Source organism: Paenibacillus sp. SEL1 (assembly GCF_054602535.1).
Genome location: NZ_CM137723.1, coordinates 4,572,571 through 4,586,210, shown reverse-complemented (window position 1 = coordinate 4,586,210; position 13,640 = coordinate 4,572,571). Strand labels below are relative to the sequence as shown.

Genomic DNA, 13,640 nt, shown 5'->3' with positions numbered 1-13,640 from the left:
AAAAAATCACATTTTATGTATGAATACATATATATGGTGACATTAAGAAGTAGAGAAAAATACAGTAAAAAACAACGAACTCGATTGCCAAAAAACAGTAATCGACATATGGCAGTGAATTGGTAATAGGGTTTCGTTCGTGGTGTGATTGTGATCAAAAGTCAGGTGTGTGAGTAGACTTGGAAGTGTAAAAACCTTGAGGTATACTAGAATTTCAGGCTTGGAACCTAAAATTCAGCATCATAGATGAATGTGATGAGAAATTGTTGGGGTTATACAGGATGTTTTTAGATGTAAGTATTAAATGAGAAATATTTTATTTATATAATAGATATGGACTCGAAAAATGTCAATATATTTTTAAATTCCTTTAATAAGAAAAAAATGCGATATATGAATGGTTTTATTTCAATATAAACATAAAAGTAAATTAAAGTATGTCGATATAATGTATAAATATATTATACACACAAACCATGCCCTTTTTTGTCTAAAATCAGGCATTGTTTGTAATTTTTAATGAATTTTTGTAAAAATCTCTGTGTAGTAAGTGTAAGAAACGGAATTTGTGCTATATCTGGTGCTTGACAAACCAAATTGTAATGCGTTGCAGTCGTTCCACACGAAGCTGCGGATGTCCTTTTCGTGAAAGTTCGTGGCTTTATCCAAACCCCTTTCGGCGAACGAATCTGCTTCGTCCGTTCTTGGTGATCGGGTCTATTTATGGTTAGCCGTTCACGAATGTAGGTATCAAATAATTCAGGATTCACCACTTTACGCAGTAAATGCATCGTCCCATCCCCTGTTCCGTGATCAAAAGCATAGATACGTTCATATTCCCAACGCTCGTACATGGATAGCAGATATGGATGCTTCTCCGCTGTCGCTAGTGTCACCGTAGGGGCACCCAACTGATCACGAATAATCGTGTGTTCTATCCAATTCGTTTTCTCCCGTACCCTTGCCCTGTGCAGCCGGGTCTACAGCGAACCACATCACAAACGGCAAGTCGATTATAAAATCAAGGGCCTTATTTTTCAAATGGCTGACAGTAGCCTGAATAACCCCGTTAATTCCCAGTACTTAGCAATCATTGTGTTTAATGTTCTCCCGAATGAGAGCAACGTCTGCCTGAGTGGCAGGCCACTGGAGTCCCAACTGCCGGATCATTTCGTACGCTTCGTAGGTCACATACTGTTCGTCTGCACTAAGTTATCTGAATGTTCAGGTAAAATCAATATCTATGTCATCAATTTTAACAACAGTCACCTTGATAAGGGGTTTTACGCTCTCAAAAAAGTAACAGGAACGTAAAAGCCGAATTATCTTCTTTCTTTATACCCAAATGAATGTATCTGCCACTATAAATGTTATACAACATAAACTTAGCATCAATCATGCTTTGGGCTAACTGAGGATTAAAAATAATAAAGCTGGGTTGATGTAGTAATTTATGAAGAAATGGGAAATGTAATATACGATAAATGGTTCTCTCATATTCGCCTAAGTTGGCTTTTTTCAGCATTTCTAAAGTCAGTGTTCCTTGTCTTAATTTTGGAAACCCTTTTTTTCCACGATATGAAGACCCAGTTTTTATTTTATGTATGCAAAGTAAATGAGGAAGATCAAAAGTTCTAAAATGCAACCTGATGGCACACTTTTTATGACGAATTTTATAATGAAAAATTAAGTTACAAAGGTGTTCCTTAATATTGTGCAATGGTCTGCAGCGTCAATTGCTCTTCTGAAGGAAGCTCTTCTAAATCTATGAGTTCATGAACAGATAAGTACATAACATTTCCCCTAAACTAAAGAATCGGCCTTGAATAATCAAGGCCGATTCACGTTATTAACATAATAGTGGCAACGGCAGAGATCATCTCCCTGCGAGATAGGAATGGAATTATTCACCACCCGTAAGAGCCCCCAAGCGGGTACGCGCGAGTGTCTCATCCGCGTAGTCGGAGCAAATAAATTTGCTCATAAATAGCAACATGCAAAGTAATTTTTATCCTTAGAAACCGAACTGAATCCTTAATACAGCGGGTTACTTTACACTATATGCGGCATTTCATTTGTTCAAGTTTATCTTTAAAATTATATTTGTTCATCTAATGACTTAGTGAACTACACGCCACTCCAAGTTTACAGGTTAGTCTCTAACCCAATAGATGCAATTACAATGCGAGTTTCAGTAGATTATTGGCAGCGTTCACGTCCCGATCATGATGTACATTACAGCTGGGACAAGTCCATTCACGCAAGCCAAGATTCTTCACGTCTGCATTTTTGTAACCGCAACATGAGCATAATTGTCTACTAGCTTTGGGTGCAATAATCAGATCACGTCCTTACCAGTTCGCCCTGTACTCAAGCATCGAACGGAACAAGCTCCAAGATACTTCACTTATCGTCGCTTTAGCAAGCTGATTTCTCACTTTGTCCTTGTTAGCACCCATAAAATAAATATCTTAAAACCTTTCAGAGACATATCTTCAGGAACAAGCATAATAATCCAGCATTCTGTTATGATTACTTTTATTTCATATGGACGTAGTACATATCCATGCTCATACATATAATAGCACTCTTTAGGCTAACAGTTCACTTTGAGTTAAGAGGAATTTCTTCAATTAAACTTGCGTCTGTATGGCGAACATTCCCTACAGCTTTAGAAAACGGGATACGAGTTCATTAATCCAGCAGGGTATGGCCGAAGCATTTTTAATACATGTTCCGTTTTTGTTATTTCAATGTAAGAACTACGTCATCCATCAAGCCTACTCTTCGTCAGGACTAGGTTACTTCTATGTTATTCCTTCTTAGTTTCCATATCCTATTTTTAAACTGTTTAAATATCTAATTCCGAGAAGATAAAAGAGAGCACAGCCCATTAAGGCTGTGCTCTCTTTTATCGTGCTTGGCGACGTCCTACTCTCCCAGGACCCTGCGGTCCAAGTACCATCGGCGCTGGAGGGCTTAACGGTCGTGTTCGGGATGGGTACGTGTGGAACCCCTCCGCTATCGCCACCAAACATGAATTTACATCGTAAATTCTTTTTCAGGAATCAGCATCACCAAATGCTGTGTGTTCGTTTGTTTCATATAAGCCACTTGAGCCTATACCATACAAAACTTACACCCTGAAAACTGGATCCGAAACTCATTTGCGTTTTATTTTTTAGGATAAGCCCTCGACCGATTAGTATTGGTCAGCTCCATGCATTACTGCACTTCCACCCCCAACCTATCTACCTCGTCGTCTTCAAGGGGTCTTACATACTGGGAAATCTCATCTTGAGGGGGGCTTCACGCTTAGATGCTTTCAGCGCTTATCCCTTCCGTACATAGCTACCCAGCGGTGCTCCTGGCGGAACAACTGGTACACCAGCGGTACGTCCATCCCGGTCCTCTCGTACTAAGGACAGCTCCTCTCAAATTTCCTACGCCCACGACAGATAGGGACCGAACTGTCTCACGACGTTCTGAACCCAGCTCGCGTACCGCTTTAATGGGCGAACAGCCCAACCCTTGGGACCTACTTCAGCCCCAGGATGCGATGAGCCGACATCGAGGTGCCAAACCTCCCCGTCGATGTGGACTCTTGGGGGAGATAAGCCTGTTATCCCCAGGGTAGCTTTTATCCGTTGAGCGATGGCCCTTCCATGCGGTACCACCGGATCACTAAGCCCGACTTTCGTCCCTGCTCGACTTGTAGGTCTCGCAGTCAAGCTCCCTTCTGCCTTTGCACTCTTCGAATGATTTCCAACCATTCTGAGGGAACCTTGGGGCGCCTCCGTTACTCTTTAGGAGGCGACCGCCCCAGTCAAACTGCCCACCTGACACTGTCCTCGCACCGGGTCACGGTACCAAGTTAGAACCTAGATACGATCAGGGTGGTATCCCAAGGATGCCTCCCTTCAAGCTGGCGCTCAAAGTTCTACGGCTCCCACCTATCCTGTACAGATCGTACCCAAATTCAATATCAAGCTGCAGTAAAGCTCCATGGGGTCTTTCCGTCTTGTCGCGGGTAACCTGCATCTTCACAGGTATTAAAATTTCACCGGATCTCTCGTTGAGACAGCGCCCAAGTCGTTACGCCATTCGTGCGGGTCAGAATTTACCTGACAAGGAATTTCGCTACCTTAGGACCGTTATAGTTACGGCCGCCGTTTACTGGGGCTTCGGTTCATAGCTTCGCTCTTGCGAGCTTACCACTCCCCTTAACCTTCCAGCACCGGGCAGGCGTCAGCCCGTATACTTCGCCTTGCGGCTTCGCACAGACCTGTGTTTTTGCTAAACAGTCGCTTGGGCCTTTTCACTGCGGCCCCCTCGGGCTATTCACCCTACCGAGGCACCCCTTCTCCCGAAGTTACGGGGTCATTTTGCCGAGTTCCTTAACGAGAGTTCTTCCGCGCGCCTTAGAATTCTCTTCTCGCCTACCTGTGTCGGTTTGCGGTACGGGCACCTTCTCCTGGCTAGAGGCTTTTCTTGGCAGTCTGAGATCATGACCTTCGCTACTACAATTTTCGCTCCCCATCACAGCCCAGCCTTAACGATGTGCGGATTTGCCTACACACCAGCCTCACTGCTTAGACGGACATCCATCAGTCCGCGTCACTACCCTACTGCGTCACCCCATCGCTCATAACGGATTACGGTGGTACAGGAATTTCGACCTGTTGTCCTTCGACTACGCCTATCGGCCTCGCCTTAGGTCCCGACTTACCCTGAGCGGACGAACCTTCCTCAGGAACCCTTAGGCTTTCGGCGGATCTGATTCTCACAGATCTTTTCGTTACTCATACCGGCATTCTCACTTGAATGCAGTCCAGCGCTCCTTACGGTACACCTTCAACCCGCATTCAACGCTCCCCTACCCCTGATGCAAAGCATCAAGCCATAGCTTCGGTGGTGTGTTTAGCCCCGTTACATTTTCGGCGCAGAGTCACTCGACCAGTGAGCTATTACGCACTCTTTCAATGGTGGCTGCTTCTAAGCCAACATCCTGGTTGTCTGTGCAACTCCACATCCTTTCCCACTTAACACACACTTGGGGACCTTAGCTGATGGTCTGGGCTGTTTCCCTTTCGACAATGGATCTTAGCACTCACTGTCTGACTCCCGGAACTAAATCGATGGCATTCGGAGTTTGACTGAGCTTGGTAACCCTTGCGGGCCCCGCACCCAATCAGTGCTCTACCTCCACGATTCTTCTTTCCGAGGCTAGCCCTAAAGCTATTTCGGGGAGAACCAGCTATCTCCGGGTTCGATTGGAATTTCTCCGCTACCCCCACCTCATCCCCGCATTTTTCAACATGCGTGGGTTCGGGCCTCCAGTGCGTGTTACCGCACCTTCACCCTGGACAGGGGTAGATCACCCGGTTTCGGGTCTACGTCCACGTACTCATTCGCCCTATTCAGACTCGCTTTCGCTGCGGCTTCAGCTCTTCACCTTAACCTTGCACGGGAACGTAACTCGCCGGTTCATTCTACAAAAGGCACGCCATCACCCATAGATCGGGCTCTGACTTCTTGTAAGCACACGGTTTCAGGATCTATTTCACTCCCCTTCCGGGGTGCTTTTCACCTTTCCCTCACGGTACTGCTTCACTATCGGTCGCCAGGGAGTATTTAGCCTTGGCAGATGGTCCTGCCGGATTCATACGGGGTTTCACGTGCCCCGCACTACTCGGGATCCGTCTCGGAGAGAACAAGTTTTGAACTACAGGGCTTTTACCTTCTCTGGCGGGCCTTTCCAGACCTCTTCATCTAACCGGTTCCTTTGTAACTCCATGTGAGACGTCCCACAACCCCAAGGAGCAAGCTCCTTGGTTTGGGCTAATCCGCGTTCGCTCGCCGCTACTGACGGAATCACTATTGTTTTCTCTTCCTCAGGGTACTTAGATGTTTCAGTTCCCCTGGTCTGCCTCTATTCTGCCTATGTATTCAGCAGAAAGTGACTGTCGATGAAGACAGCCGGGTTTCCCCATTCGGACATCCCCGGATCAAAGCTTGCTTACAGCTCCCCGAGGCTTTATCGTTGTTCGCCACGTCCTTCGTCGGCTCCTGGCGCCTAGGCATCCTCCGTGTGCTCTTTGTAGCTTAACCTAGACTTTTCTTTCAAAGAAAGAAAATGTCGATGTTCGATAAAGAATGATTTTTGCTAAAAGCAAAATATCTTCCCTTACCTGCTACCTTTATTTCACTTGTTTACACAAGATCAGCTTAAAGGAATATTCTAAAACGCAATTTCGTTTCGGTATCCAGTTTTCAAGGTGCAATATTCTCTCCAGCTTTAACCCCGGAAAAACATCATATCAAATTCCTCAACACTTGAATACAAGTATATTTTGGGAATTTTATGTGAGAGTTTGAACTCTCAAAACTGAGCAACGAGTGAGTAAGTTAAGGATATTCATTTCATTCACACGAACGTGATGAACCGAATTGAATATCCGGTCGCAGGTACATGTACCTGCTGATTTGAATGTTTCCATTGCAGGAAACGATTCTCCATAGAAAGGAGGTGATCCAGCCGCACCTTCCGATACGGCTACCTTGTTACGACTTCACCCCAATCATCTACCCCACCTTCGGCGGCTGGCTCCCTTGCGGGTTACCCCACCGACTTCGGGTGTTGTAAACTCTCGTGGTGTGACGGGCGGTGTGTACAAGACCCGGGAACGTATTCACCGCGGCATGCTGATCCGCGATTACTAGCAATTCCGACTTCATGTAGGCGAGTTGCAGCCTACAATCCGAACTGAGACCGGCTTTTCTAGGATTGGCTCCACCTCGCGATTTCGCTTCCCGTTGTACCGGCCATTGTAGTACGTGTGTAGCCCAGGTCATAAGGGGCATGATGATTTGACGTCATCCCCACCTTCCTCCGGTTTGTCACCGGCAGTCTGCTTAGAGTGCCCAGCTTGACCTGCTGGCAACTAAGCATAAGGGTTGCGCTCGTTGCGGGACTTAACCCAACATCTCACGACACGAGCTGACGACAACCATGCACCACCTGTCTCCTCTGTCCCGAAGGAAAGGCCTATCTCTAGACCGGTCAGAGGGATGTCAAGACCTGGTAAGGTTCTTCGCGTTGCTTCGAATTAAACCACATACTCCACTGCTTGTGCGGGTCCCCGTCAATTCCTTTGAGTTTCAGTCTTGCGACCGTACTCCCCAGGCGGAATGCTTAATGTGTTAACTTCGGCACCAAGGGTATCGAAACCCCTAACACCTAGCATTCATCGTTTACGGCGTGGACTACCAGGGTATCTAATCCTGTTTGCTCCCCACGCTTTCGCGCCTCAGCGTCAGTTACAGCCCAGAGAGTCGCCTTCGCCACTGGTGTTCCTCCACATCTCTACGCATTTCACCGCTACACGTGGAATTCCACTCTCCTCTTCTGCACTCAAGCTCCCCAGTTTCCAGTGCGACCCGAAGTTGAGCCTCGGGATTAAACACCAGACTTAAAGAGCCGCCTGCGCGCGCTTTACGCCCAATAATTCCGGACAACGCTTGCCCCCTACGTATTACCGCGGCTGCTGGCACGTAGTTAGCCGGGGCTTTCTTCTCAGGTACCGTCACTCTTGTAGCAGTTACTCTACAAGACGTTCTTCCCTGGCAACAGAGCTTTACGATCCGAAAACCTTCATCACTCACGCGGCGTTGCTCCGTCAGGCTTTCGCCCATTGCGGAAGATTCCCTACTGCTGCCTCCCGTAGGAGTCTGGGCCGTGTCTCAGTCCCAGTGTGGCCGATCACCCTCTCAGGTCGGCTACGCATCGTCGCCTTGGTAGGCCTTTACCCCACCAACTAGCTAATGCGCCGCAGGCCCATCCACAAGTGACAGATTGCTCCGTCTTTCCTCCTTCTCCCATGCAGGAAAAGGATGTATCGGGTATTAGCTACCGTTTCCGGTAGTTATCCCTGTCTTGTGGGCAGGTTGCCTACGTGTTACTCACCCGTCCGCCGCTAGGTTATGTAGAAGCAAGCTTCTACATAACCCCGCTCGACTTGCATGTATTAGGCACGCCGCCAGCGTTCGTCCTGAGCCAGGATCAAACTCTCCATTAAAGACCAACCGAAGTTGGTTTATAGAAAGAGCGATAAGCTCATTTTGAAACTGACGAGATAAAAATATCTCTTGTTTGATTTTGCAAGCAAAATCATTTTACTCACTCGTTGTTCAGTTTTCAAAGATCAAATTTTCATGCGACTTTGTTTGAGCCAGAATAATAGTATAACATTTTCATCTGATTCATTCAACCTGTAAATAATTCCAGGCGATTCATCCAACCCATATTTTTAATAATCATTTTCGGGCTGAACTAACAATATATCAATTTAAAACAATTAAGTCTACCTGTAAAAATTTCCAGCTTGTTCAAACTTATTAAAAATCTTTGATCTTGTTTTATCGGCTAGACTAGTGATTTAACACGTATACCAAATTAATTCTACTTGAAATTAATTCCTTTTAATAGACAACTATAGATAAACACCAAAATAATTCATAATGCCAATAGGCGGAAGTATTACTTAAATCTGTGTTATTCTAATTTTACATAAGGATTTGCTTTGTCAATTAGTTATGGCAAAAATAATGCTTACGTCACTCAATGAAAGTGAGGTTACTCGATGCGTATTCCAAGAGTTGATAACTTCATCTGCTCTATGACAGTTAGATTGATCCCGAAATATGAAAAACAGCGGTATCTTTAGACGAGTCCTAGATACCGCTGTTTTATTGAACTATCGTTCCTCGTTTGTTAAACGATAAACTTAATCTCCGCTCCGTATTGTGTTTACAGCATACGCAACTCCTACTTTGAGTTCACCTCTGGACGATGCAAGGTTAAGAAGAACCTTTTGCCTACTGTGGGGACAGATTTAGGAAGCCATGACTTTAATGTTCAAGAGGATGCCGCTACCGCAAGCGTACCGGAAGAATCAGCTGTATGATGAATACTCCGCACGAAGCGAATCGTTTTTGTTTCCGAGTGCATTACGACTGAATGAGTTTCCGCTCTGTGACCGGGAAGAGAACGAACCCCCTGCAACCACTCTCCAGGTGTCACACCTGTAGCCACAAACATCACGCCTTGGCGACCGACCATATCATCCATGGAAAGCAACGCACCGGGATCAGTAATGCCCATACGTTTGCAACGCTCAATCTCTTCTTCACCATGAGGCAGCAGACGACCCTGAATTTCTCCGCCCATGCATTTCAGCGCTGCAGCGGCCAATACACCCTCAGGAGCGCCACCAGAACCGATATGCAAATCTACACCGCTATCCAGGCATGTTTCAATCGCGCCCATCACATCCCCATGGCCAAGCAGTTTGATTCGAACGCCGCTTTCCCGCAGAAGCTTGATGATCCCGGCGTGCCGTGTACGATCCAGAATGGACACGGTAAGATCAGACAAGGATTTACCGAGTACTCGTGCAGCTTTTGACAATGTAGTTGGGATTGGGTCCTCAAGTGACAGCTTTCCAGCCAATGCCGGGCCAACGGCCATTTTTTGCATGTACATATCTGGAGCGTGGAGTAGACTACCACGAGGTGCAGCAGCAATGACCGACAGAGCGTTATTCAAACCATTTGCTACTGTTTCGGTTCCCTCTAGTGGATCGACAGCGATGTCCATAGCCGGTCCTCTACGATTGCCTACTCTTTCTCCGATATACAGCATGGGAGCCTCATCCATTTCGCCTTCGCCAATGACGACCGTGCCGTCCATGGATACCGCATTAAAATGAGTGCGGATGGCTACCGTAGCCGCCTCGTCCGCGCTATTCTTATCTCCACGCCCTGTCCATTGTGCTGATTGCAGTGCCGCTGCCTCTGTTACCCGAACGAATTCCAAAGCCATTTGACTCTCCATACCTATCCCTCCACCTCTCCTAAAAATAATTGTTACCCTTAAGCAAATGAATTATTTAGGGCAGTTTTGCTGCAATCTTTCTATTTATCTATTAAACTCCTGTATCCTACGATTTTAATTTTTAGTTATATGAGCAGCTACTAGGCTCTATAACATTCTGATAATCAAACCTGCCGTCTCTTCAATCGCCTTATCTGTAACATCAATAACCGGACAATTCAGCTCTTTAAACAAAGACTGCGCATACGCTATTTCCTCTTCCACCCTCGTCGCTGTAGCATACTGCACATTATTAGGAAGCCCCATAACCTTTAGTCGCTCACTGCGTATTTTTAACAGTAACTCTGGCTCGATCGTTAATCCGAACACTCGACCACGCTGAACATCCTTCAACTGAACAGGGGGTGTCAACTCCGGTACAACCGGTATGTTGACCGTTTTATAACCTTTATGCGCGAGAAACATGGATAAAGGGGTTTTGGAAATACGGGATACCCCAAGCAATACAATATCCGCTTTAAGAATGGCGCTCACATCTTTGCCATCATCGTATTGAACCGCAAAATCCAAGGCCTCTACACGGCGAAAATAGTTGTCATCCAGTCGATGCAGCAGACCAGGCTTCTCTTTGGGATCGTTATGGAACGTATCAGCAAACGCCTGCATCATCGGTCCCATAATGTCGACAGCCCGCACATTCAGCCGGACAGCCTCCTCTTTCATCGCCTCTCTCAATTCCGGCTGTACCAGCGTATAAGCTACAAAGCCTTTACGCTCGGCAACTTCCTCCATCACCCGGCTCAGCTCGTCTTCATCCCTCACGTTCATAAATCTTTTGATCTCTGTGTCTGGTAACTCAAATTGGCGCATGGTCGCCTGTACGACAGCTTCTGCCGTTTCGCCAATCGAGTCTGAACAGATCGCTATAAAATGACTGCTCGCCTGAACCATTCGATTCCTCCCATTAATCCTCTGCTACCATATCGAGCAACATTTTAATAATATTCGTTTTTGTAATGCGTCCCACGACTTTCCAGTGCTCCCCTGGCTTGTCGGAGTCGGAAGGGACGACGACAGGCAGACTGTCGATTTGACGGGCAATAATTTTGCGCGCTGCCTCTAATACCGTATCCTCTGGGGAAACGGTGACAACATTCGCCTGTCGGGTCATCACAAGGCTGACAGGAATGGTTGCTGCATTGGGATTCCCTAACGTTACCTTAAGCAAATCCTTGCGGGAAGCTACCCCTGCCAAATCTCCGTCTTCATCGGTGACGATCAAATTGCTCACATTTTCCAAAAAGAGAGCCACGACAGCTTCCTGAATCGTTGTTGTTTCACGGACGATGACTGGAACCCCATGAAGATCGCCGACCTTCATTTGCAACAGCCGGAATTTTTCCTCCCGGTTTGGCGTGCCCCGCTTACCAACAAAATATCCGACCTTGGGCTTTGCATCTATGTAATTCAGAATGCCCAATTTGGATAGGTCGGTCCGAATGGTCGCCTTGCTGAGATTAAGCATTTCCGCAATCTGATCCCCGGTAATCGGGGCATGCTTTTGTACAATGTTTAAAATTTCTACTTGTCTTGCCGTAAGGTCGATGATGAACGTCCCTCCTTTTTTCTTTCGATCTGATATTGAATATAATACGTCATATATAACAATAAATCAACCTTAAAAATCATATAAAACATCATATATGTAAAACTAAAGTGTTTATTCATGTCTTTTCATCGTTTAAAACACTTATTACACACAAAAAACGGGTACTTACACCCTGCTCTTTCGAGTAAGGCGAAGTACCCGCTCCCTTATTCGTATCTTAAAGCATCAATCGGACGTAGCTTCGACGCCTTCCGCGCCGGATATACTCCGAACAACACCCCGACTGCCATACAGCACAGAAAAGAGTACAGTACGGGTTCTATTGAATACACAATCGGCATTTGGACGAATTTCTCGAGCAGCTTTGCACCTCCGAGACCCACCATTACGCCGACCAGTCCACCCATCAGACTGAGAAAAACAGCCTCAGCCACAAACTGCAACATAATATCACTGCGCTGCGCACCAATCGCTTTGCGAATCCCGATCTCCCTTGTGCGTTCCGTAACGGACACCAGCATAATATTCATAATGCCGACACCACCAACGCCAAGCGCAATTGCAGCTACACCGGCCAGCAACATATTCATAATCCGATCAACCCCGGACACTGTTTTTAAGATTTCCGTCTGGGTCATAATCTGAAAATCATCACCCTCTGATGGCTTTAGCTCATGTCTGACACGTAGCACCTGCCGAATTTCAGCACTTGCCTGACTAATCTTCTCCTCTGTTGTTGCGGAGGCGTTCACCTGCTGAATACTCATATTGCCTAGCCGTTCCATCCCCGTTGTAATCGGTACATATACCTGCTGACCACTGTTACTCATATTGGAATTGGAATTTGCCAGCACACCAACCACCTTAAAAGGAAGCTGTTTGATCATGATCGTCTCACCGACCGCTCTGGAGGCATCCGGACCAAAAATATTACGGGCCGCATCACTCCCAAGCACAGCCACATTCATTCGTTTATCCACTTCATAGTGGGTAAAGGACCTACCTTGAGCTAGCGACAGCTTTCTCACATGAACAAATGCCAGCGAAGTCCCCTCAATTTGCCCGCTGACCTTATTGCGGCTCCACGTAATATCTGCATTGGTCATGGCACTTGGTGCTACCTCTGCTACTGCTTTTTGCTGCTCTAGCGCATCGATATCTTCCAGAGATATTCCTTTCGTCTGACTGAACGACATGGAGCTGGACCCATCATATGGAGCATAAGGATAGATCATCAGCAGATTATTTCCCATACTGTTGATCTGAGATGTAATCGTAGCCGTTGATCCTTTACCGATGGCTACAATCATAATCACAGCGGCCACTCCGATAATAATGCCCACCATGGTCAGCAAAGATCGCAGCATATTGGTTCGCAAACTGTTGAGCGACACACGGATAATTTCCTTAAACTTCATGCCTTCACTTCCTCTGCCGCCATTCTTCGTTTCCCAACAGGCTGATCCTCTTCAATCCGCCCATCTCGAAAATGAATCAGACGCTTGGCGTATTCCGCAACCTCCTGATCATGAGTAACCAATACAACCGTTTTCCCCTGATCATTCAGACGCTGAAAAATCCCCATGATTTCAACGCTAGTTTTGGAGTCCAATGCGCCTGTCGGTTCATCCGCCAAGAGAATAACCGGATTGTTCACAAGTGCGCGCGCAATGGATACCCGCTGCTGCTGACCGCCTGACAATTCGTTCGGCCTATTGTTCATCCGATCGCCTAGACCTACGCTAGTGAGGGCTTCCATTGCCCGCAAACGACGCTCCTTGGCAGAAATACCCGCATAGATCATAGGCAGTTCCACATTCTCCAAAGCCGTTGCTCGCGGGAGCAAATGGAATTTTTGAAATACAAATCCGATTTTCTGATTACGTATAATAGCCAGTTCATCCTCGCGGGCATCTAATATCGAATAGCCATCCAAATAAAATTGTCCCGATGTAGGTAAATCCAGACAGCCGATGACATTCATCATCGTGGACTTGCCTGATCCAGACGGTCCCATGATCGCAACAAAATCACCGTCAGCAATATCAAGTTGTACCTCTCGCAGGGCATGAATTTCCTGATCTCCGACCTGGTACACTTTTTTCAAATCCTCAATCTGAATGACGTATCTCATAC

General features: G+C 46.4%; 5 protein-coding genes, 3 rRNA genes and 2 pseudogenes. All 10 read right to left on the bottom strand.

Annotated elements, in window-relative coordinates; genetic code table 11:
• Positions 1-731 precede the first annotated feature (731 nt).
• Positions 732-1,191, bottom strand: a pseudogene (locus ACYCSE_RS21425) (N-acetyltransferase); the annotation flags it as partial.
• A gap of 986 nt (positions 1,192-2,177) precedes the next feature.
• Positions 2,178-2,432: pseudogene (locus ACYCSE_RS21420) on the bottom strand (zinc ribbon domain-containing protein); the annotation flags it as partial.
• 486 nt (positions 2,433-2,918) lie between these two features.
• A 5S ribosomal RNA gene (gene rrf, locus ACYCSE_RS21415) occupies positions 2,919-3,035 on the bottom strand.
• Positions 3,036-3,182: 147 nt separating this feature from the next.
• Positions 3,183-6,111: ribosomal RNA gene (locus tag ACYCSE_RS21410) — 23S ribosomal RNA — on the bottom strand.
• A gap of 411 nt (positions 6,112-6,522) precedes the next feature.
• Positions 6,523-8,078: ribosomal RNA gene (locus ACYCSE_RS21405) — 16S ribosomal RNA — on the bottom strand.
• Together the 16S, 23S and 5S rRNA genes form the textbook arrangement of a ribosomal RNA operon.
• Positions 8,079-8,917: 839 nt before the next feature.
• Positions 8,918-9,895, bottom strand: a complete 978-nt coding sequence (gene glpX / locus ACYCSE_RS21400) for a class II fructose-bisphosphatase (protein WP_013310165.1) — start codon at positions 9,893-9,895, stop codon at positions 8,918-8,920.
• 147 nt (positions 9,896-10,042) lie between these two features.
• On the bottom strand, positions 10,043-10,846 hold the full coding sequence (locus tag ACYCSE_RS21395; protein ID WP_039275150.1) for a pyruvate, water dikinase regulatory protein: 804 nt from the start codon (positions 10,844-10,846) through the stop codon (positions 10,043-10,045).
• Positions 10,847-10,859: 13 nt separating this feature from the next.
• Positions 10,860-11,474, bottom strand: a complete 615-nt coding sequence (locus ACYCSE_RS21390; protein WP_223822107.1) for a helix-turn-helix transcriptional regulator — start codon at positions 11,472-11,474, stop codon at positions 10,860-10,862.
• 236 nt (positions 11,475-11,710) lie between these two features.
• Positions 11,711-12,922: an ABC transporter permease gene (locus tag ACYCSE_RS21385; protein WP_165175377.1), complete on the bottom strand. Its 1,212-nt coding sequence runs from the start codon at positions 12,920-12,922 to the stop codon at positions 11,711-11,713.
• The gene (locus tag ACYCSE_RS21380; protein ID WP_061832084.1) at positions 12,919-13,638 is read right to left on the bottom strand and encodes an ABC transporter ATP-binding protein; all 720 of its coding nucleotides are present in this window, start codon (positions 13,636-13,638) and stop codon (positions 12,919-12,921) included. Before ACYCSE_RS21380 ends, ACYCSE_RS21385 begins: the two co-directional genes overlap by 4 nt.
• Positions 13,639-13,640: the final 2 nt, after the last annotated feature.